Raw genomic sequence first — 18,698 nt, forward strand, 5'->3', positions numbered from 1 at the left:
GGGGCGGATTGGCGTCGAACGCCTACAGGCCCTCGAACAGCGCCGTCGACAGGTAGCGCTCGGCGAAGCTGGGGATGATCGCCACGATCAGCTTGCCGGCATATTCGTCGCGCAGGGCCAGGTCGAAGGCGGCCGTCAGGGCTGCGCCCGAGCTGATGCCGACGGTCAGGCCTTCGGTCGAGGCGGCCTTGCGGGCCATGGCGAAGGCGTCGTCGTTGCTGACCTGGACGATGTCGTCGATGACGCCGCGGTCCAGGATGCCCGGCACGAAGCCCGCGCCGATGCCCTGGATCTTGTGCGGACCGGGCTGGCCGCCCGACAGCACGGCGCTGGCTTCCGGCTCGACGGCCACCATCTTCAGGCCCGGCTTGCGGGCCTTCAGCACCTGGCCGACGCCGGTGATCGTGCCGCCGGTGCCCACGCCCGAGACCACGGCGTCGACGGCGCCGGCGGTGTCGTTCCAGATCTCCTCGGCGGTCGAGACGCGGTGGATCAGCGGGTTGGCGGTGTTCTCGAACTGCTGGGGCATCACCGCGCCGGGGGTGGCGTCGACGATTTCCTGGGCGCGGGCCACGGCGCCGCGCATGCCCTTCTCGGCCGGGGTCAGCTCCAGCTTGGCCCCGAGCAGCAGCAGCATTTTGCGGCGCTCGATCGACATGCTTTCCGGCATGACCAGGGTCAGCTTGTAGCCCTTGGCGGCGGCCACGAAGGCCAGCGCGATGCCGGTGTTGCCGCTGGTCGGCTCGACGATCGAACCGCCCGGCTTCAGCAGGCCCTTGGCTTCGAGGTATTCGATCATCGCCACGCCGATGCGGTCCTTGACCGACGACAGCGGGTTGAAGAACTCGAGCTTGGCCACGACCTCGCCCTTGGGCTTCAGCTCGGCCGACAGGCGCGGCAGGCGGATCAGCGGGGTGTCGCCGACGGTGTCGATGATGGAGTCGTAGATCTTGCCCCGGCCGGCGCGCTTGAAGCGAGCGGCGTCGTACAGGCTGGAAGCGTCGTCCATGGTGATCTCTCGGAGCGTTTGAATTTCGACCCTTGGGTGATCTCCACCTTAGGCCGTGGGGATTGGCCTGTCAGCGACCTATTCGGCCGCCAGGGCCGCAGTTTTCCTGGCAGCCAGCGGAGTCAAAAGATGCTCGGCCAGCCAGCGCACGGCCGGGGCGGCCACGCCGTCGCCGATCACGTGCAGGCCGGCCGTGGCGCTCTTGGGCAGGGCGTAGCTGTCGGGCAGGCCCATCAGGCGGGCGCCCTCGCGCGGGCTGACCAGGCGCGAGCGCACGGTTCCCTTGTCGATCACCAGCAGCGTCTGGCGCGAGGAGCCGCCGCGCGGGGTGCGCAGGCAGCCGGCCACGCCGTCGAAGCGTACCTCGGCTCGTTGCTCGCCGCCGCGCATGCGGCGGAACACGCCGCCGACGGCGCGTTCGCCCGAGGCGATGCGGGCGTCCACCGAGGCGCGGTGGGCCGGGGCCATCAGCTCCAGCAGGGCGGTGGTGGCCTCGTCGCTGCGCCACTCGACGGCGTCGTCGGGCTCGAGCACGGTCGAAAGATCGGTGTTGCGGGCCGGCGGGGCGGGCAGGGCCCACCACAGCCAGCGATCCTTCAGCGCCTGCGGCAGGCACGCGGCGGCCTCGCGCACGGCGCGGCTGTGGAACGGGCCCTGGCCGGTCAGGCCATCCGTGTCGGCGCGGGTGGCGACCACGAAGACGCGGGGCCGCGACTGCGGGGTGAAGCAGGCCGCGTCGATCTCCAGCGCGCCGAAGCGATAGCCCTGGTCGGCCAGGGCTTGGCAAAGGGCGGTGAAGTCCTCGCCCCGGTGCGAGGTCAGAAGGCCCACGACGTTCTCGATGACGATGGTGGTCGGCGCGCGGCCCTCGTCCTCCAGCGCCTCGATCAGCCGCCAGAAGCCGAAGAAGGCCGATGAGCGTCCGCCGTGCAGGCCCGCCCGCGCGCCGGCCAGGCTGAAGTCCTGGCAGGGGCTGGACGCCCAGGCCAGGTCCGCCTGGCCCGGCAGGTCGGCCGCCTCCAGCTTGAAGACGTCGCCGGTGTGGAAGTGATCGTCGGCGTCGGCGAAGTTGGCGCGATAGGTCTGCGCCTTCACCGGGTCGAAATCGTTGGCGAAGGCGCAATTCCAGCCTTCGCCGAGGCCGATGCGGGCCATGCCGCCGCCGGCGAAGAATTCATAGAAGACGGGGCGGGCGTTGTGATTCATCGTACCGGGCAGATTAGCTTGAGCCGCCGCTTCGAGGATAGCGCCCGCATGATCCGATCCACCGCCGTCGTCGTCGCCTGCCTGTTGCTGGCCGGATGCGGCGACGGACCCCTGGGCGCGGCCGAGGGGGCGACCTCGGCGCCCGCCGATGCCCCGGCCGGGGCCGCGCCCGGGGCCGACTACGCCGGCGACTTCGATCTGGTGGGAACCGAGCCGTTCTGGGCCGGCAAGGTGCGCGAGGGCGCGCTGACGCTCGACCGCATGGAGGGCGGGGCGGTCAGCCTGTCCAATCCCGGCGTGCGCATCGACGGCGAGCAAGGCGTCTGGGACGCCGAGCAGCCGGGCGAAGCGGGCGCGGAGGGCCACCGTCTGGTCTTCCGCCTGACGCCGCAGCCGTGCTCGGACGGCATGTCCGACCGTGTGTTCAGCCACGCGGCCGAGGTCTGGCTGGACGGGACGACCTTAAAGGGCTGCGCGGCACGGACCGAGGACCTGGCCAGGCAGGGGCGGCCTTAGGCTCCCAGTCCGCCCACGCTCGTCATCCCGGGCGAAGGACCGCGAAGCGGTCCGCAGACCCGGGACCCAGGGGGCTGGGCTCTGACGTCGGTTCCGAACAGGCTGTGGCCGGCGCAATGCGTCCGCCCCTGGGTCCCGGCTCTTCGCTACGCTCCGGCCGGGATGACGAAGATGGGGAGCGCCTGCCGACGCCTCAGCCGCCGTTGATGTCGATGGTCTCGATCTGCGACTGGGTCGCCTCGGCCTTGTGGGAGCGGCCCGGGATGGGCAGCAGCAGGCCGACCGCGATGGCCGCGACGATGGCGAGAGCGATGAGGGCCTTGGCCGCCATGGCGTGTTTCTGGTCCGTTTCGGGTCTGTAAATTCAGCGCCCGTGCCCGACATATGGTTCCGTCTGCGGAGCTTGCAAGAGCGCGGGTGAACGGCGGTATCGGGACGAGGCGTCCGTGCTCACAGCCACCCCCGCGCGCCGCCCTTCAGGGCGTCGATCTTGCGCTCGGGCCGGGGCGACGCGGTTTCCGCCTCCAGCGTCGGGAGCCGCCAATCGCCCGCCGTCCTCGCCGTGCGTTCGGGCGGCAGCGCCTGGACGATCTTGCGCACCGTGCCGGCCATCTGGCCCAGCAGCCGCACCTTCTCGGACGCCTTGCGCAAGGCCTCGCGGTCGAGGCCTTCCTCCATCGCGGCCCAAAGCTCATCCATCGCCGCCATCAGCCGCTGCTGGATCTTCGCGCACCAGGCGCGGGAGGTTTCGCTGGTCATGCGGACAAGCATGAGGCCGGTTCGAGGGCGTCGGATAGGAAACGTGCGTTTTCGTTTAGGATGTTGAATTCGTTGAAGTCAGCTGCCCAGCGGACGGGGATAGACCCTCTCCCGGAGGGGAGAGGGAGGGGCCCGCCGCATAGCGGCGGGAGGGTGAGGGGTTACGCCGCCAGCCGGCGTGCCGGCACGCCGTCGACCGTCCCTAACCCCTCATCCTCCCACGCCTGCGGCGCGGGCCCCTCCTTCTCCCTCTGGGAGAAGGTGAGATCGGCGCCCTGTGGATAACTTCGCCCCTATCGCTTGCGCCCGCTCTCCGTCACGTACGGCGTCCCGTCCCGATGGCGATAGGTCTCCTCGCCGGGATGGATGACGAGGTCCAGGTCGGGATAGTCGCAGCCGTCTTCCTCCGGCCGCCGCGAGCCCATCTCCAGCAGCACGGCGGGCGCGTCCGAGCGGTTCTGGATCTGGTGGCCGTTGGGAACGCCGGCCTTGAAGCCCGCGCAGTCGCCGGCCCGCAGGATCGTCTCGCCCCCATTCTCTCCTTGGGGGTCCTCGACCAGCACCACCTCGCCCTCGACCACCCAGACGAATTCGTCCTCCGCGGTGTGCCAGTGGCGCTGGCTGGACCAGGTTCCCGGCTCCAGCCGCATCAGGTTGACCCCGAACTGCGTGAGGCCCGCCGCGTCGCCCAGCTTCCAGCGCTTGCGGGCCCGGCAGGGCTGGTCGAAGGGCGCTGGATAGGCCGTGCCGTGACGGGTGGGCGCCTGGTCGATGTCGATCTTGGGCATGGTCGGCCTTTAAAGGATCGTGCTGGGTTTGCGTCCCGCCGATGGGAAGCCTAAAGCCTGCAGCATGACCAGCCCCGCGCCCGTTTCCGTCAGCATCGACCCCGTCGAGCTCGCCCAGGCCCTGATCCGCCGCCCCTCCGTCACGCCCGCCGATGAGGGCGCGATGGACGTGCTGCAGCGACAGCTGGAAGGCCTGGGCTTTGCGTGCCGTCGCATGAAGTTCGGCGAGATCGAGAACCTCTACGCCAAGCGCGGGACGGCGCGGCCCAACCTCTGCTTCGCCGGCCACACCGACGTGGTGCCGGTGGGCGACGACGCGGCCTGGACCGCCGGCCCGTTCGAAGCCGAGATCAAGGACGGGGTGCTCTACGGCCGCGGCGCGGTCGACATGAAGTCGGCCATCGCCGCCTTCGTCTCGGCGGTGGCCCACACCGAGGAAGTCCCCGGTTCGATCAGCTTCCTGATCACCGGCGACGAGGAAGGCGTGGCCGAGGACGGCACGGTCAAGGTCGTCGAGGCCCTGGCCGCCGAAGGCGAGATCATCGACCACTGCATCGTCGGCGAGCCCACCTCGGCCAACCTGCTGGGCGACATGGTCAAGATCGGCCGCCGCGGCAGCATCAACGCCTGGATCGCGGTGGACGGCAAGCAGGGCCACGTGGCCTATCCGCATCGCGCCGCCAATCCGATCCCGGTGATGGTCGACATCCTCTCGCGCCTGCAGGCCCGGGTGCTGGACGAGGGCTATACCGGCTTCCAGCCGTCGAACCTGGAGGTCACCACGGTCGACGTCGGCAACCCGGCCACCAACGTCATCCCCGCCAGCGCCAAGGCCCGCGTCAACATCCGCTTCAACCCGGCCCACAAGGGCAAGGACCTGGCCGCCTGGATCGAGCACGAGTGCCGCGAGGCCGCCGAGGGGTTCTCGGGCCGGGTCGAGGCGCTGTGCAAGATCAGCGGCGAGGCCTTCCTGACCGAGCCGGGCGCCTTCACCGACGTGATCGTCGGCGCCGTGGGCGACGCCACCGGCCGCGTGCCGGAACTGTCGACCACCGGCGGCACCAGCGACGCCCGCTTCATCCGCAGTCTCTGCCCGGTGGTCGAGTTCGGCCTGGTCGGCTCGACCATGCACCAGGTCGACGAGCGCGTGCCGGTGGAAGAGGTCCGCCAGCTGGCCGGCGCCTACACCGCGCTGATCCGGCGCTATTTCGAGGCGTTTTCGGGCTGACCGTTCAAGCCCAGAGCGGCCGTCATCCCGGAAAGCCCGAAGGGCTTATCCGGGACCCAGGGGCCAAGCGCAATGCGGCGGCCCCTGGGTCCCGGCTCTACGCTGCGCTTCGGCCGGGATGACGAACTGAGGGGAGGAGGCGCGCCCACATGAACGAGCTCTCCATCGACGAAGTCCTGGCCGAGGTCGCCGTGCTGGTGAAGCCGCACTTCGGCAAGGGCCGCGTGCCCGACTACATCCCCCAGCTGGCGACCGTGCCGGGGACCAGGTTCGGCATGGCCGTGCGCACGGTCGACGGCGGCGAGCACGTGATCGGCGACGCCGACGAGGGTTTTTCGGTCCAGAGCATCACCAAGGTGCTGTCTCTGGGCCTGGCGCTCAACCGCATCGGCGACGAGGTCTGGACGCGGGTGGGCAAGGAGCCCTCGGGCACGCCGTTCAACCACCTCTCGCTGCTGGAGGCCGAAGGCGGCTTTCCGCGCAATCCGTTCATCAACGCCGGCGCCCTGGCGGTGACCGACATCCTGCTCGACAAGGTCAAGGATCCCGCCGCCCTGGTGCGCGGCTTCGCCGGCTTCCTGGCGGATGGTCCCGTGGAGATCGACGAGGCGGTGGCCGCCTCCGAGCTCGATAACGCCTGGCAGAACCGGGCCATCGCCAACCTGATGCGCGGCAAGGGCACGGTGCGCCACGACCCGGAAGCCGTGGTCGCCGCCTATTGCCGCCAGTGCGCCCTGACCATGAGCTGCCGCCAGCTGGCCCGCGCCTTCCTGCCGCTGGCGGCCGGCGGCTTCTCGCCGGTGGTGCAGGAGACGATCTTCCCCGAGCGGCTGACCCGGCGCCTCAACGCGCTGCTGCTGACCTGCGGCATCTATGACAGCGTCGGCAGCTTCGCCTACCGCGTCGGCCTGCCGGCCAAGAGCGGCGTCGGCGGCGGGATCGTCGCCGTCGTGCCCGGCAAGGCGACGGTGGCCGTCTGGTCGCCCGAACTCGACCGCTTCGGCACTTCGGTGGTCGGCGCCAGCGCGCTGGAGGCCTTCGCCCAGCTGACGAACTGTTCGGTGCTGTAGGGGCTCCTCCTTTTCTCTCCCGTCATTCCCGCCCTTGTGGCGGGAAGCCCTGGCGCCGCTGATACGTGAGACGCAAGCGGCGTGCTGAGCACGCCGCCCCAGCCGTCCTTGCGGCTGATAGAGGGGTTCCCGCCACAAGGGCGGGAATGACGGGCGTGTTTTTTGGGGGTCCCGGCCTTTGACCCAGATCAAGGCGCCCCGTCGCCGGCAGGCGCAACCTCCATCCGTTCCCCGATGGAGCCCGCCATGCCGATCGCCCAGCTCGCCTATCTCGGTTTTGTCCTCGCCGCCTTCGGCGTGTTCATGCTGGCGCTGGGATCGATCTGGATCGCCGAGCGGGTCTCCAAGGACTAAGCGTTTCGAAAGTCCCGGTTCCCTCCACCTACGGGACTTTCACCCGAGGGCCGATTTCGGTCGGCCTTCGGTTCCTCGCGGCCTTCGCCGGATGTCGAGCCGGCGGAGGCCGCGGGCCCTTACGCCTCGTAGCCCACGCCCACCAGGTACAGCCCGTCGGCCGGCGCCACGGGCCCGCAGGCGCGGCGGTCCCTGGCCTCCAGGGCCTTCCTGACGTCGTCCACCGCCCAGCGGCCCGCGCCCACCTCGACCAGCGTGCCGGTCATCGAGCGCACCTGGCGGTGCAGGAACGAGCGGGCCTCGAAGTCGAGATGGATCTCCTCGCCCACCCGCCGCACGCGGGCGACGTCGAGGGTCTTCATCGGGCTCTGGGCCTGGCAGTGCATGTCGCGGAAGGTCGTGAAGTCGTGCAGGCCGATGAGGGCCTGGGCCGCCGCATGCATGGCCTCGTGGTCGAGGTCCTTCTTCATGTGCCAGACCTTGCCCTTGTCGAGGGCCGGCGGGGCGCGGCGGTTGAGGATGCGGTAGAGGTAGCGCCGCTCGTTGGCCGAGAACCTCGCGTGCCAGCCTTCCGGCGCGATGGTCGCGTCGAGGATCGACACCGCCTCGCGGGTCAGGTGGGCGTTCAGGGCGTTCATCACCGTCTGGGCCGGCCAGTCGCGCTCCAGATCGACATGCACCACCTGGCCCGTCGCATGCACGCCGGTGTCGGTGCGTCCGGCCGCGGCGATGCGCAGCTCCTGGCCGCTGAAGGCCTTCACCGCCGCCTCGATCGCCCCCTGCACGCTGGGCATGGTCGCCTGGGCCTGGAAGCCCGAATAGGGACGGCCGTCGTACTCGACGAGGAGGCGGTAGCGGGGCATCAGGCCAGGACCGTCCCGGCCGCCAGCGGGAAGCCGCGCACGAAGACCTCGGCCTCCTGCACGCCCTTGCCCTCGCGCTGGGCCTTGAGCAGGCGCACCGCGCCTTCGCCGCAGGCGATCAGCAAGGCGTCGTCCAGCACGGTTCCGGCCGCGCCCTCGGCGTCCTCCACCTTCGACAGCAGGGCCTTCACCCGCACCGGGCCCTTTTCCGACGGGGCCTCGAACCAGGCGCCGGGGAAGGGCGACAGGCCGCGGATGTGGCGGTCGACCTCGGCGGCGGTCCGCGTCCAGTCGATGCGGGCCTCGGCTGGCTTGATCTTCTTGGCGTAGGTGACGCCCTCTTCGGCCTGCGGGGTCTCGACCGCGCCGCCGCGCTCGATGGCGGCCAGGGCCACGGGCAGCAGGCGCGCGCCGACGGCCGCCAGGCGGTCGTGCAGGCTGGCCACCGTGTCCAGCGCGTCGATGCGCACGGTCTCCGACAGCAGGACGGGGCCCTCGTCGAGGCCCTCGCTCATCCGCATCACCTGGACGCCCGTCACGGGATCCCCGGCCATGATCGCCCGCTGGATCGGGGCCGCGCCGCGCCAGCGGGGCAGCAGGCTGGCGTGCAGGTTGAAGCAGCCCAGCTTCGGGGCCTCCAGCACGTCCCTGACCAGGATCTGGCCGAAGGCGACGACGACGGCGGCGTCCAGGTCCAGCGCCTTGAAGGCCTCGATCTCCTCGGCTGTCTTCATCGAGACCGGCGTGCGCACGGGCAACCCCAGGCCTTCGGCGAAGGCGTGGACCGGCGAGGGCTTCAGTTCCTGGCCGCGACCGCGCGGGGCGGGGGGTTGGGAATAGACGCAGGCGATCTCGTGGCCGCTGGCGACCAGTTCGGCCAGGCAGGCGACGGCGAAATCGGGCGTTCCGAGAAAGGCGATGCGCATGGCGGGGGTTTAGCCGCCGGAAGCCCCGGGGGAAAGCCGTGCGGGCAGCAGAGTCGGAACCTCGACCTTGGCCGCGCCGTTCTCTGCCCGACTCTTCGCAACCCAGATCGTCGGAGGAACACCAGATGCGCACCCTCGCCCTGATCGCCGCCTCGGTTCTCGCCCTGTCGGCCGCCGCCTGTTCGGACCAGCACGCCCAGCAGATCAAGGAAGGCGCCAGCGCCGCCGGCCAGGACATCAAGGACGCCGCCAACGAGATCAAGAACGACCCGGACGTCAAGGAAGCCGGCACGGCGCTGAAGGAAAGCAGCAAGGAGACCGCCGCCGAGCTCAAGGCCGCCGCGGGCGACGCCGTCGACGCGGCCAAGGTGGCCGGCGCCAAGGCCGGCGACGCCGCCCAGGAAGCCGGCAAGGACATCACCCGCGAAAGCAAGGAAGCCGGCCAGGCCGCCAAGAAGGAAGTCCACGAGGCCACCCGCTAGGGGGCGAGCGGAGCATCAACCGACCGCCATCTCCAACCCCGTCTTTCCCCGCGAAGGCGGGGACCCAAGCGGAGTCTGCGGGTCGCGCACGGCCGCGCCCTCTCCTGGCACGCCGCTTGGATCCCCGCTTTCGCGGGGAAGCTCGGTGACAGTTGGCGCGTTGATCCGACCCTTCCCCCTTACCGCCGGGCGGGCTCGGCGCCGTAGCGGTTGTCGCCGCGGGCGCCGCGCAGGAAGCCCAGCTCCACCCAGGCCCAGATCGACAGGCCCAGCGCCGCCAGGGCCAGCAGCGGGGCGGCCAGGATCAGCACGGAGTCGCCGGCGTAGAGCCCGCTGGCCAGGCCGCTCAGCGCGTAGGGGCCGGCGGCGAAGACGGCTATCCACCAAGCCGGCTTGCCCCGGTCGTGCAGGCGGCGCACGGCGACGGCGAGCCCCGCGACCAGCACCGGCAGGAACAGCAGGCTGGGAACCGCGCCCAGCCAGCCGCCGGCCTGGGTGGCCAGCACCGTCAGGGTCAGCACCACGGCGGTGGCCAGCGCCAGGCCCGCCTGGGTGCGCCAGTAGCCCAGCCGCGAGGTGCGGCCGGAAAAGGCGAAGATCGGTTTCAGGCGGTCGGTGAGGGCGCGCATGCGGCTACTAGAGTCTGCCTCGCGCCGTCAGGAAAGCGCCGTCAGGGCGTCGGCCATCGACGGGCGGGCGGCGCCGTCCAGCTGGATGCAGGCCGCCTCCAGGGCGCGCAGGTCGGCGGGGACCTCGCCGTCGACGCGATCCAGCACCTCGCCCAGCAGCAGGCCGAAGGCCCGCACGTCCAGCGGCGTCCAGCGCGTCGCCTCGCCGGCCGGCAGGAAGGCCGCCGCGCCCAGGTCGCTGAGCACGGCGGCGCCGTCGCGCCCGTCCCACAGCACGTTGTGCGCGTAGAGATCGCCATGCTGCAGGCCCCGAGCGTGCAGGTGGGCCGCGCCGGCGGCCACGTCGTGGGCGATGCGTCGGGCGACGTCGAGGGACAGCGACAGGTCGGCCGCATAGACGTCGCGGCTGCAGCTCTCCAGGCTGGGCGGGCCGGCCAGCACCCGCCAGCCTTCGGGCAGCAGCGGCATCAGTAGGCCCTCGGCGCCGTCCGGGTGACCCTCGATGCGGCCCAGCGCCCCGGTCAGGTTGGGATGCGGCCCCGCCGCCAGGCAGGCGGCCATCTCGCGCTCGGGCAGGCCGTCGCTGGTCATCGCGCCGCGGAACAGCTTCAGCGCCGCGCGGCCGCCGCGCCATCCGGCCTCGAACACGTCGCCCGAGGCGCCGCGCCCCAGGGCCTTGCCGACGGAAAGGTCGCTCCAGGCGACCGGCGGGGCGAGCGCGCCGGTCGTCGTGTCGAAGGGATTTCCCGCCCAGGCCAGCCAGGCCAGCGCCGGCAGCCGCGCCAGCCAGGCCGGCGGCGCCTCGAAGCGGTTGGCGGCGATGCGCAGCAGTTCCAGGTTCGACGCCTGGCTCAGGCTCTCGGGCAGGGCCGAGAGCCCGTTGCCGGCCAGCATCAGCTTCTGCAGCAGGGGGCGCTCGCCCAGGGCGGCCGGCAGGGCTTTGATGCGGTTGTCGGTCAGGGTCAGCCAGCGCAGGGCCGGCGGCAGCGCCTCGGCGGGAACCTCCGCGATCCCGCAGCCGCGGAAGCCGACCTGGCTCAGGGCGGCGCAGTCGCCGATGGCCTCGGGCAGGCGCTCGAACGGCGCGCCGGAGGCGAACAGCACCTTCAGCCGTTTCAGGCGCGAAAAGTCATGGGGCAGGGCCGAGATGGCGGTGCGGCCGATGTCCAGCACCTCCAGCGTGTCGGCCAGGCCGAAGACCTCCGGCGGCAGCGCGTTCAGGTCCGCGCCGGACAGGTCCAGCCTCGTCGCGCCGGCCAGGTCGCCGGCGCGCAGGGCGGCCAGTGTTTCATTCACGGCCGCCCCCTTCGTGCGATCAGTCGCGCAGCAGGTCGTTGATCGAGGTCTTCGAGCGGGTCTGGGCGTCGACCGTCTTGACGATCACGGCGCAGTACAGGCTCGGGCCGCCGTTCTTGTCGGGCAGGCTGCCCGGCACCACGACGCTGTAGGGCGGCACCTTGCCGATGTGGATCTCGCCGGTCTTGCGGTCGACGATCTTGGTCGAGGCCGACAGGTAGACGCCCATCGAGAGCACGCTGCCCTCGCCGACGACCACGCCTTCCACGACTTCCGAGCGGGCGCCGATGAAGCAGTTGTCCTCGATGATGGTCGGGTTGGCCTGCAGCGGCTCCAGCACGCCGCCGATGCCGACGCCGCCCGACAGGTGGACGTGCTTGCCGATCTGGGCGCACGAGCCGACCGTCACCCAGGTGTCGACCATGGTGCCTTCATCGACGAAGGCGCCGATGTTCACGAACGACGGCATCAGGATGACGTTCTTGGAGATGTGCGAGCCGCGACGGACGATGGCGCCCGGCACGGCGCGGAAGCCGCCGGCCTCGAACTGCGGGGCTTCCCAGCCGTCGAACTTGTTGGGCACCTTGTCCCACCACGGACCCACGCCGCCGCCCAGGGCGCCCGAGCGCATGACGGTGTTGGGGTTCAGGCGGAACGACAGCAGCACGGCCTTCTTCAGCCACTGGTGGGTGGTCCATTCGCCGTCGATCTTTTCCGAGACGCGGGCCTTGCCGCTGTCGAGCAGCAGCAGGGCTTCCTCCACGGCGGTGCGCACCGGGCCGGTGGTGGCGGTCGAAACGCCGTCGCGGGCTTCCCAGGCGGCTTCGATCTCGGTCTGCAGGTCGGCGAGGGTAAGGCCGGTCATTTACGAGGTTCCCTTCAGGCGCGCCGAGCTCAGGAACCCGGCGAGGTCGTTGGTGCGATGGTGGACGTGTTCGGAGGTCGAGGCGGCCGCGTGGGCGCCGACCAGGATGGTGGTCATGCCCAGCCGCGCGGCCGGGACGAGGTTCTTCTCGCTGTCCTCGAAGAAGGCCGTGGTCGGCGGATCGATGGCGTGAAGCTTGGTGATCTTGTCGAAGGTCGCCAGCGACGGCTTGGGAATGTAGTCGGCGGTCTCGATGGCGAAGACGTCGCCGAACAGGTCGCGCAGCCCCAGGTGCCCCAGCACCCGCTCGGCATGGCCCAGCGAGCCGTTGGTGAACACCAGCCGCCGGCCGGGCAGGGCCGCGATCGCGTCGTGCAGCGCCTGGTCGGGGACCAGGTTCTCCATCGACACGTCGTGCACCTCCTCCAGGAACTGGGCGGGGTCCATGCCGTGATAGGTCATCAGCCCGGCCAGGGTGGTGCCGTGCTCCAGATAGTACTTCTTCTGCAGCGCCCGGGCCTCTTCCCGGGGCAGGCCCGTGAAGCGCTCGACGAAGTCGGTCATCCGGCCCTCGATCAGCCCCATGAACTCGGTCTCGGCCGGGTACAGGGTGTTGTCGAGGTCGAACAGCCAGGTGTCGACGTGGGTGAGGTCGGCGACCATCAGATCCTCCCCCTCTGGGGGAGGTGGCGGCGAAGCCGACGGAGGGGGGAGGGACCTTGGCGCGGCGGAAGCTGAGAACGGCCCCCCTCCGGCCCTGCGGGCCTCCTCCCCCAAAGGGGGAGGTTCTCTGAGGTCATTTCGAGATCAGCGTGCCCGCGCCGTGCTCGCTGAACAGTTCCACCAGCATGGCGTGCGGGCGGCGGCCGTCGAGGATGACCACGGCTTCGACGCCGCTCTCCACGGCGTGGATGGCGTTCTCGAGCTTGGGGATCATGCCGCCGGTGGCCACGCCGTCGGCGATCAGCTGCCGGGCCTGGTCGATGGTCATCTCGCGGATCAGCTCGCCGTCGGCGTCGAGCACGCCCTTGATGTCGGTCAGCATCAGCATCCGCTTGGCCTTCAGTGCGCCCGCCAGGGCGCCGGCCACCGTGTCGGCGTTGATGTTGAAGGTCTCGCCCTGCTCGGAGACGCCGATCGGGGCGATCACCGGGATGTAGTCGGTTTCCGAGGTCAGCAGCGCCTGGATCAGGTGCGGGTCGACCTTGGTCGGCTCGCCCACGAAGCCCAGGTCGACGACCTGCTCGATGTTGCTGTCCGGATCCTTCTTGGTCCGGGTCACCTTCTCGGCGGTGATCAGGCGGGCGTCCTTGCCCGACAGGCCCACGCCGCGCACGTCGGCTTCAGCCCCGGCCAGCGTGATCCAGTTGGCGATTTCCTTGTTGATGGCCCCCGACAGGACCATCTCGGCCACTTCCATCGTGGCTTCGTCGGTGACGCGCAGGCCGTCGATGAAGGTCGACTTGACGCCGGCCTTGTCGAGCATGCGGCTGATCTGCGGACCGCCGCCGTGGACCACCACGGGATGCACGCCCAGAAGCTTCAGCAGCACGGCGTCGGCGGCGAACAGCTTGGCCACCTCTTCCTGGCCCATGGCGTGGCCGCCGTACTTGATCACGACCGTCTCGCGATCGTAGATTTGGATGTAGGGCAGGGCCTCGGCCAGGGTCTTGGCGGTGGCCCAGCCAGCTTCCTCGGCGACGTTGGTCAAAGGCGGTGGTCCTGGTGCGCGAAAATAGGCGCGCCTCGATAGCGGACCCCGCCCCCCCTGTCACCCTTTGACTAGGTTCACCCTTTGGCGTCGGCCCCGGATCGTCCGCGCCCGTAGCGCCATTTGAGCGCCAGCACGGCGGCCGACATCGCAAGGCAGGCCAGGTTCGACAGCGCGACCGGCCAGGCCCTGATCATCAGGCCGTAGGCCAGCCAGCAGGAAAAGCCGGCCACGGTCACCACATAGGTCCGCAGCGACACCGACGAGGCGTCCTTGTCGTGCAGGATCTTGACGATCTGCGGGGCGAAGCTGGCGATGGAGAGCAGGGCCGCGGCGGTCCCGACGACGACGGCGACCGGGTGGGCGTCGGCCATCAGGCCGAGCGCGGCATTTCGGTCAGGCCCCAGCGCTGCGCGAAGGCGGGGGCCAGTTCCAGGCCGACCGGCGGCAGGCCGGGCGCATGGCCCTCTTCCAGGCAGACGGCCAGGTAGGCCAGGGCGGTCTTCACGCCGTGCTCGGAATAGGGCTTGCCGATCACCCCGCAGGCGCCGGCGAAGTCTTCAGGCAGGCGCTTGACGTTGGCGGTCATGAACAGGGCCACGCAGCCGCAGTCGTCGTGGATCTTGCGCACCACCTCCACGCCGGTGGGGCCGTCGCGCAGGTGGACGTCGACGAGGGCCAGATCGGGATGCAGCGACTTGGCCAGGTCGACGGCCTCGTCGGAGCTCATGGCGCAGCCCACGGGGTGGTAGCCCACCTCCTGGACCAGGAACTCCAGCTCCGCGGCCAGCAGCACCTCGTCCTCGACGATCAACACATCCAACGCGCGCCCTGGCATGGGTCTGACGGTTCCTAATGATGCGCGCCGTTGACGGGCAGGTTGACGACGACGCGGGTTCCGGGTCCGGCTGCGGTGGTTTCGGACCGCGCCTTCAGCTGCTGGCACAGCAACTGGACGATGGTCAGTCCGAAACCCGAGGTGCGGGCCCCTTCTGGCATTCCAACGCCGTCATCAGCGATTTCGATCCGAAACTCGCCATTCGTGCGAGTGATCGATACCGAGATGTGGCCCGAACGCCCCTCCGGGAAGCCATGGCGCAGGGCGTTGGAGAACAGTTCGCTGATCACCAGCGCCAGCGGCGCGGCCTTCGAGGCCGGCACGTCCACCCGTTCCAGGTCCAGGCTGACGCGGATCTCGTCGCGGGCGGCCGAGCCGGCCATGTCCGAGACCAGGTCGCGCACGAAGGCCGAGACGTCGAACCGCTCGACGTCCTCGCTCTGGAACAGCCGGCGGTGGACGGTGGCGATGGCGTTCACCCGCTCCAGCATGCCGCGCAGGCTGTGCTTGACCGCCGGCTCCTTCTCGCGCCGGTTCTGCAGCAGCAGCAGGGACGAGATGAGCTGCAGGTTGTTCTTCACCCGGTGGTCGACCTCGTGCAGCAGCGCGGTCTTCTGCTCCAGGGCCTGGGACAGCTCGCGGGTGCGCGCCTCGACGGCGTCCTCCAGGTCGCTTCGGGTCTCGCGCAGGTGCAGCTCGGTCTGCTTCTTGTCGCTGACGTCCAGCTGCGAGCCGAAGAAGTAGATGATCTCGCCCAGCTTGTTGCGCACCGGCGACAGGTACAGCGCGTTCCAGAACGTGCTGCCGTCCTTGCGGTAGTTGAGGATGTCGATGGCGATGTCCTCGCCCGAGGCGATGGCCAGGCGCAGGTCGCCGATCGCGGCGGGACTGGTGTCGGGCCCCTGCAGGAAGCGGCAGTTGCGGCCGATCACCTCCGAGCGCGCGTAGCCGGTCAGCCGCAGGAAGGCGTCGTTGGCGAAGATGATCGGATTGTCGGCCTGGGTGGCGTCGGTGACGATCATGGCCATGCGGGTGGCGCGGATGGCGGCGGCGAAAGGGTCGTCGATGCCGTGCTCGGCCGCGAGCTGATCGCCCGCCCGCTGAGACTTCAGATAATCCGTCATTCCTGAGCCCGACCCCGGCTTTGTTCTGTGGACGCCCCGTCAACGCCTGAACGCCCGGTCATGGGTCGGGTTCCCGACCAAGCTTGGGTGTCTGGAAAAGCAAACGCGGCGGCCCCATGGGGACCGCCGCGTCGGCAATGGTCAAGTTTGGAGACGTGCGGGCCACACTGGAGACCCGCCGCCCCTCCGTCCCGGCCTGCCGCCCCTACTTCGGACGATAGATGCGGTCGAACACGCCGCCGTCGGCGAAGTGGGTGGCTTGCGCCTTCTTCCAGCCGCCGAAGGTGTCGTCGATCGTCGACAGCGGGATTTGCTTGAACTTGCCGGCGTACTTCTTGGCCACGCCCGCGTTGCGCGGACGGTAGTGGTGCTTGGCGATCAGGTCCTGGGCCAGGGGGCTGTAGAGGAAGTTGAGGTAGCCCGTGGCGGCTAGGCGCGTCTTGTGGCGGTCGACGTTCCGGTCGACCAGCGCCACCGGCGGCTCGGCCAGGATCGAGCGCGACGGCACGACGATCTCGAACTGCCCCGGCAGTTCCTCGAGCGCCAGGAAGGCCTCGTTCTCCCAGGCCAGCAGCACGTCGCCGATGCCGCGCTGGGTGAAGGTGGTGGTGGCGCCGCGCGCGCCGGTGTCGAGCACCGGCACGTGGTTGAAGAGGTCCTTCAGATAGGCCTCGGCCTTGGCGGGGTTGCCGCCCGGCTGCTTCAGCGCCCAGGCCCAGGCGGCCAAGTAGTTCCAGCGCGCCCCGCCCGAGGTCTTCGGATTGGGGGTGATGACGCCGACGCCCGGCTTCACCAGGTCGCTCCAGTCGTTGATCTTCTTGGGGTTGCCCTTGCGGACCAGGAACACGATCGTCGAGGTGTAGGGCGTGGAGTTCTGCGGCAGGCGCGACTGCCAGTTGGCCGGCAGCAGCTTGGCCCTGTCGGCGATCTCGTCGATGTCGTAGGCCAGAGCGAGCGTGACCACGTCGGCCTGCAGGCCGTCGATCACCGAGCGGGCCTGCTTGCCCGAGCCGCCGTGGCTCTGGTTGATGGTCAGGGTCTGGCCGACCTTGTCCTTCCAGTACTTGGCGTAGGCGGCGTTGATGTCCTTGTAGAGCTCGCGCGTCGGATCGTAGCTGACGTTCAGCAGGGTCAGCGACCCGGCGGCCTGGGCCTGGCTCGCCAGCAGGGCGGGGGCCCCGAGAGCGGCGGCGCCGGCGCCGGCCGCGCCGAGCAGGCCGCGCCGGGTGGGAGACTTGAAGGCGTTGGTCATGGCGATGTCGCTCTTGGCTCCGATGGGTCCGGGCGATTAACGCACGAACCGGACGGAGGCGTCATACCCTATTGTCTAGGTAGGTTTCACGCCCAAGAAGACTCTCACGGCCGGTAGATTTGATCGAAGACGCCGCCGTCGGCGAAATGGCGGGCCTGGGCCTTCTTCCAGCCGCCGAACTGGCCGTCGATGGTGGCCAGCGGGATCTTCGGGAACTTGCCGGCGTACTTGGCCGCCGCCTGCGGATTGCGCGGCCGGTAGTGGTGCTTGCCGATCAGGTCCTGGGCCAGCGGGCTGTAGAGGAAATTCAGATAGCCCTCGGCGATCAGCCGGGTTCCGCGCCGCTTGACCACGCTGTCGACCACGGCGACCGACGGCTCGGCCAGGATCGAGCGCGACGGATAGACGATCTCCAGCCCGTCGGCGGCGAACTCCTGGCGGGCCAGGTGGGCTTCGTTCTCCCAGGTCAGCAGCACGTCGCCGACGCCTCGCTGGGCGAAGGTGGTCATCGAGCCGCGCGCGCCGCTGTCGAGCACCGGCACCTGCTTGTAGAGCTGGCGCACGAACGATTGCGCCGAGGCGTCGGCGCCGCCCGGCTGCTTCAGCGCCCAGGCCCAGGCGGCCAGATACGCCCAGCGCGGCGCGCCGCCGGTCTTGGGATTGGGGGTGATGATCTGCACGCCGGGTTTGACGATGTCGCCCCAGTCCTTGATCCGCTTGGGATTGCCTTTGCGGACCAGGAACACGATCGTCGAGGTGTAGGGGGCCGAGTTCTGCGGCAGGCGCGACTGCCAGTTGGCGGCGGTGAGGCCGCGGGCGGCGATCTGGTCGATGTCGTCCGCCAGCGCCAGGGTGACGACGTCGGCCTGCAGCCCGTCGATCACCGAACGGGCCTGCTTGCCCGAGCCGCCGTGGCTCTGGCGGATCTCCAGCGTCTGGCCGACCCGGCGCTTCCAGTAGGCGGCGAAGGCCGGGTTGATGTCCTGGTAGAGCTCGCGCGTCGGGTCGTAGCTGACGTTCAGCAAGGTGACGACCTTGGGCGCCTTCTGGGCCAGCGCGCTGCCGGGAACCGCCGCCAGGGCGCCGGCGCCGAGGGCGAGGTCCCGACGGGAAGGAAGGCGGAGCAGGGTCATCGGGCGTCCTCGTGGAATGACGCCCAGACCTTGGCCGATGCGCCGCCGCAACGCGCGCGAGTGTTTCTGAAGGGGGGATCAGAAAGGGGCGGCCTCAAAGGCGCCCTGACCCACCGACTAGGGCGGATCGACATTCATCCAACCGCGACGCCCAACAGGCCGATTTTCCCCGCGAAGGCGGGGATCCAAGCTGACGTTCAGGCTTGGGCGCGGCCGTGGACTATCGGCGAACTCGGCTTGGGTCCCCGCCTTCGCGGGGATGCTCGGTGAAAAATCGGGGCAAGCGATTGAATGTCGATCCGCCCTAGATCGGTCCTCCGCAACGCGAGCAATCGCGTCCGGAGCCTCCGATGAGATAGCCGCCGCCTTTCAGCCTCTTGAGCCAGACGGGATGGCCGCAACTCGTGCATCGGCAGGCTGCCATCAGGGCCCCCATGGCGACGAGAAACAGAACCAGATGCAGGCCCGGCGGGACGACCGAGAAGTATGCCGACGCAAACGGGGCCAATGGCGCGCCCAGGAACCAGGCGCAGATCGTGACGCCGCCGAGGAACCAGCGTGTAGACGGTCTAAGTCGAGGGGAAGCGCCCATTGGAGGAAGAACGCACGTTATCGCTCGATCCGAAAGAGGGCTCGGCGACAGCGCTTC

The 18,698-nt window shown here is 70.0% G+C and carries 21 protein-coding genes and 1 pseudogene; 4 read left to right on the plus strand and 18 right to left on the minus strand.

Annotation, left to right across the window (positions count from 1 at the left end):
- Positions 1-22: 22 nt before the first annotated feature.
- Positions 23-1,009, minus strand: coding sequence for a cysteine synthase A (gene cysK / locus AC1DCG_RS04990; RefSeq protein ID WP_109102378.1), 987 nt, complete (start codon positions 1,007-1,009; stop codon positions 23-25).
- A 78-nt stretch (positions 1,010-1,087) separates the two neighbouring features.
- Positions 1,088-2,215, minus strand: a complete 1,128-nt coding sequence (locus AC1DCG_RS04995) for a DNA cytosine methyltransferase (protein WP_477029239.1) — start codon at positions 2,213-2,215, stop codon at positions 1,088-1,090.
- Between the two features lie 48 nt (positions 2,216-2,263).
- On the opposite strand from AC1DCG_RS04995, the gene AC1DCG_RS05000 reads away from it, so the two are divergent.
- Entirely contained in the window at positions 2,264-2,731 is a 468-nt protein-coding gene (locus AC1DCG_RS05000; protein ID WP_477029240.1) for a COG3650 family protein, read from the plus strand.
- Positions 2,732-2,924: 193 nt separating this feature from the next.
- Here the strand turns inward: AC1DCG_RS05000 and AC1DCG_RS05005 are convergent, their stop codons facing one another.
- The 3 genes from AC1DCG_RS05005 to AC1DCG_RS05015 all read right to left on the minus strand — a co-directional run bounded on the left by AC1DCG_RS05005 (position 2,925) and on the right by AC1DCG_RS05015 (position 4,278).
- Positions 2,925-3,062, minus strand: coding sequence for a hypothetical protein (locus tag AC1DCG_RS05005; RefSeq protein WP_165261299.1), 138 nt, complete (start codon positions 3,060-3,062; stop codon positions 2,925-2,927).
- A 119-nt stretch (positions 3,063-3,181) separates the two neighbouring features.
- Complete coding sequence (locus AC1DCG_RS05010) at positions 3,182-3,490, minus strand: hypothetical protein (protein ID WP_477029241.1); 309 nt, start codon at positions 3,488-3,490, stop codon at positions 3,182-3,184.
- Between the two features lie 293 nt (positions 3,491-3,783).
- Positions 3,784-4,278, minus strand: coding sequence for a cupin domain-containing protein (locus AC1DCG_RS05015; RefSeq protein WP_477029242.1), 495 nt, complete (start codon positions 4,276-4,278; stop codon positions 3,784-3,786).
- Between the two features lie 64 nt (positions 4,279-4,342).
- On the opposite strand from AC1DCG_RS05015, the gene dapE reads away from it, so the two are divergent.
- On the plus strand, positions 4,343-5,506 hold the full coding sequence (gene dapE / locus AC1DCG_RS05020; protein ID WP_477029243.1) for a succinyl-diaminopimelate desuccinylase: 1,164 nt from the start codon (positions 4,343-4,345) through the stop codon (positions 5,504-5,506).
- A gap of 48 nt (positions 5,507-5,554) precedes the next feature.
- Here the strand turns inward: dapE and AC1DCG_RS05025 are convergent.
- Positions 5,555-5,657 (minus strand): annotated as a pseudogene (locus AC1DCG_RS05025) (hypothetical protein); the annotation flags it as partial.
- On the opposite strand from AC1DCG_RS05025, the gene AC1DCG_RS05030 reads away from it, so the two are divergent.
- Positions 5,656-6,576 (plus strand): glutaminase, encoded by a 921-nt coding sequence (locus AC1DCG_RS05030; protein WP_477029244.1) that lies wholly within the window; start codon positions 5,656-5,658, stop codon positions 6,574-6,576. The pseudogene AC1DCG_RS05025 and the gene AC1DCG_RS05030 sit on opposite strands and share 2 nt — an antisense overlap.
- Before the next feature lie 473 nt (positions 6,577-7,049).
- Here AC1DCG_RS05030 and truA read toward each other — a convergent pair whose 3' ends face one another.
- The gene (gene truA / locus AC1DCG_RS05035) at positions 7,050-7,793 is read right to left on the minus strand and encodes a tRNA pseudouridine(38-40) synthase TruA (protein WP_477029245.1); all 744 of its coding nucleotides are present in this window, start codon (positions 7,791-7,793) and stop codon (positions 7,050-7,052) included.
- Positions 7,793-8,719, minus strand: a complete 927-nt coding sequence (fmt, locus tag AC1DCG_RS05040) for a methionyl-tRNA formyltransferase (RefSeq protein WP_165261287.1) — start codon at positions 8,717-8,719, stop codon at positions 7,793-7,795. Before fmt ends, truA begins: the two co-directional genes overlap by 1 nt.
- Before the next feature lie 125 nt (positions 8,720-8,844).
- On the opposite strand from fmt, the gene AC1DCG_RS05045 reads away from it, so the two are divergent.
- The gene (locus AC1DCG_RS05045; RefSeq protein WP_477029246.1) at positions 8,845-9,201 is read left to right on the plus strand and encodes a cell surface protein; all 357 of its coding nucleotides are present in this window, start codon (positions 8,845-8,847) and stop codon (positions 9,199-9,201) included.
- A gap of 179 nt (positions 9,202-9,380) precedes the next feature.
- Here the strand turns inward: AC1DCG_RS05045 and AC1DCG_RS05050 are convergent, their stop codons facing one another.
- The 10 genes from AC1DCG_RS05050 to AC1DCG_RS05095 all read right to left on the minus strand — a co-directional run bounded on the left by AC1DCG_RS05050 (position 9,381) and on the right by AC1DCG_RS05095 (position 18,049).
- Positions 9,381-9,830 carry a DUF805 domain-containing protein gene (locus AC1DCG_RS05050; protein WP_477029247.1) on the minus strand — a complete coding sequence of 150 codons (450 nt, stop codon included), beginning with the start codon at positions 9,828-9,830 and terminating at the stop codon, positions 9,381-9,383.
- A 27-nt stretch (positions 9,831-9,857) separates the two neighbouring features.
- Complete coding sequence (locus AC1DCG_RS05055; protein WP_477036772.1) at positions 9,858-11,126, minus strand: leucine-rich repeat-containing protein kinase family protein; 1,269 nt, start codon at positions 11,124-11,126, stop codon at positions 9,858-9,860.
- Positions 11,127-11,145: 19 nt separating this feature from the next.
- Entirely contained in the window at positions 11,146-11,991 is an 846-nt protein-coding gene (gene dapD, locus AC1DCG_RS05060) for a 2,3,4,5-tetrahydropyridine-2,6-dicarboxylate N-succinyltransferase (RefSeq protein WP_165261279.1), read from the minus strand.
- Positions 11,992-12,654, minus strand: a complete 663-nt coding sequence (locus AC1DCG_RS05065) for a pyrimidine 5'-nucleotidase (RefSeq protein WP_477029249.1) — start codon at positions 12,652-12,654, stop codon at positions 11,992-11,994.
- A 133-nt stretch (positions 12,655-12,787) separates the two neighbouring features.
- Positions 12,788-13,702: an acetylglutamate kinase gene (gene argB, locus AC1DCG_RS05070; protein WP_477029250.1), complete on the minus strand. Its 915-nt coding sequence runs from the start codon at positions 13,700-13,702 to the stop codon at positions 12,788-12,790.
- A gap of 77 nt (positions 13,703-13,779) precedes the next feature.
- The gene (locus AC1DCG_RS05075; protein ID WP_165261275.1) at positions 13,780-14,076 is read right to left on the minus strand and encodes a SemiSWEET family sugar transporter; all 297 of its coding nucleotides are present in this window, start codon (positions 14,074-14,076) and stop codon (positions 13,780-13,782) included.
- Complete coding sequence (locus AC1DCG_RS05080) at positions 14,076-14,540, minus strand: response regulator (RefSeq protein WP_165261273.1); 465 nt, start codon at positions 14,538-14,540, stop codon at positions 14,076-14,078. The genes AC1DCG_RS05075 and AC1DCG_RS05080 overlap by 1 nt, the downstream gene beginning before the upstream one ends.
- A gap of 14 nt (positions 14,541-14,554) precedes the next feature.
- Positions 14,555-15,664 (minus strand): photosensory histidine protein kinase LovK, encoded by a 1,110-nt coding sequence (lovK, locus tag AC1DCG_RS05085; RefSeq protein ID WP_477029251.1) that lies wholly within the window; start codon positions 15,662-15,664, stop codon positions 14,555-14,557.
- A gap of 205 nt (positions 15,665-15,869) precedes the next feature.
- Positions 15,870-16,916, minus strand: a complete 1,047-nt coding sequence (locus tag AC1DCG_RS05090) for a sulfate ABC transporter substrate-binding protein (protein ID WP_165261269.1) — start codon at positions 16,914-16,916, stop codon at positions 15,870-15,872.
- Between the two features lie 104 nt (positions 16,917-17,020).
- On the minus strand, positions 17,021-18,049 hold the full coding sequence (locus AC1DCG_RS05095) for a sulfate ABC transporter substrate-binding protein (protein ID WP_477036774.1): 1,029 nt from the start codon (positions 18,047-18,049) through the stop codon (positions 17,021-17,023).
- Positions 18,050-18,698 lie beyond the last annotated feature (649 nt).

The sequence above is a fragment of the Caulobacter sp. 10L414 genome (assembly GCF_056395525.1).

Coding starts and splice junctions, on each gene's coding strand:
- cysK (WP_109102378.1), bottom strand. CDS start 1,009: ATGGACGACGCTTCCAGCCTGTACGACGCCGCTCGCTTCAAGCGCGCC.
- AC1DCG_RS04995 (WP_477029239.1), bottom strand. CDS start 2,215: ATGAATCACAACGCCCGCCCCGTCTTCTATGAATTCTTCGCCGGCGGC.
- AC1DCG_RS05000 (WP_477029240.1), top strand. CDS start 2,264: ATGATCCGATCCACCGCCGTCGTCGTCGCCTGCCTGTTGCTGGCCGGA.
- AC1DCG_RS05005 (WP_165261299.1), bottom strand. CDS start 3,062: ATGGCGGCCAAGGCCCTCATCGCTCTCGCCATCGTCGCGGCCATCGCG.
- AC1DCG_RS05010 (WP_477029241.1), bottom strand. CDS start 3,490: ATGACCAGCGAAACCTCCCGCGCCTGGTGCGCGAAGATCCAGCAGCGG.
- AC1DCG_RS05015 (WP_477029242.1), bottom strand. CDS start 4,278: ATGCCCAAGATCGACATCGACCAGGCGCCCACCCGTCACGGCACGGCC.
- dapE (WP_477029243.1), top strand. CDS start 4,343: ATGACCAGCCCCGCGCCCGTTTCCGTCAGCATCGACCCCGTCGAGCTC.
- AC1DCG_RS05030 (WP_477029244.1), top strand. CDS start 5,656: ATGAACGAGCTCTCCATCGACGAAGTCCTGGCCGAGGTCGCCGTGCTG.
- truA (WP_477029245.1), bottom strand. CDS start 7,793: ATGCCCCGCTACCGCCTCCTCGTCGAGTACGACGGCCGTCCCTATTCG.
- fmt (WP_165261287.1), bottom strand. CDS start 8,719: ATGCGCATCGCCTTTCTCGGAACGCCCGATTTCGCCGTCGCCTGCCTG.
- AC1DCG_RS05045 (WP_477029246.1), top strand. CDS start 8,845: ATGCGCACCCTCGCCCTGATCGCCGCCTCGGTTCTCGCCCTGTCGGCC.
- AC1DCG_RS05050 (WP_477029247.1), bottom strand. CDS start 9,830: ATGCGCGCCCTCACCGACCGCCTGAAACCGATCTTCGCCTTTTCCGGC.
- dapD (WP_165261279.1), bottom strand. CDS start 11,991: ATGACCGGCCTTACCCTCGCCGACCTGCAGACCGAGATCGAAGCCGCC.
- AC1DCG_RS05065 (WP_477029249.1), bottom strand. CDS start 12,654: ATGGTCGCCGACCTCACCCACGTCGACACCTGGCTGTTCGACCTCGAC.
- AC1DCG_RS05075 (WP_165261275.1), bottom strand. CDS start 14,076: ATGGCCGACGCCCACCCGGTCGCCGTCGTCGTCGGGACCGCCGCGGCC.
- AC1DCG_RS05080 (WP_165261273.1), bottom strand. CDS start 14,540: ATGCCAGGGCGCGCGTTGGATGTGTTGATCGTCGAGGACGAGGTGCTG.
- lovK (WP_477029251.1), bottom strand. CDS start 15,664: ATGACGGATTATCTGAAGTCTCAGCGGGCGGGCGATCAGCTCGCGGCC.
- AC1DCG_RS05090 (WP_165261269.1), bottom strand. CDS start 16,916: ATGACCAACGCCTTCAAGTCTCCCACCCGGCGCGGCCTGCTCGGCGCG.
- AC1DCG_RS05095 (WP_477036774.1), bottom strand. CDS start 18,049: ATGACCCTGCTCCGCCTTCCTTCCCGTCGGGACCTCGCCCTCGGCGCC.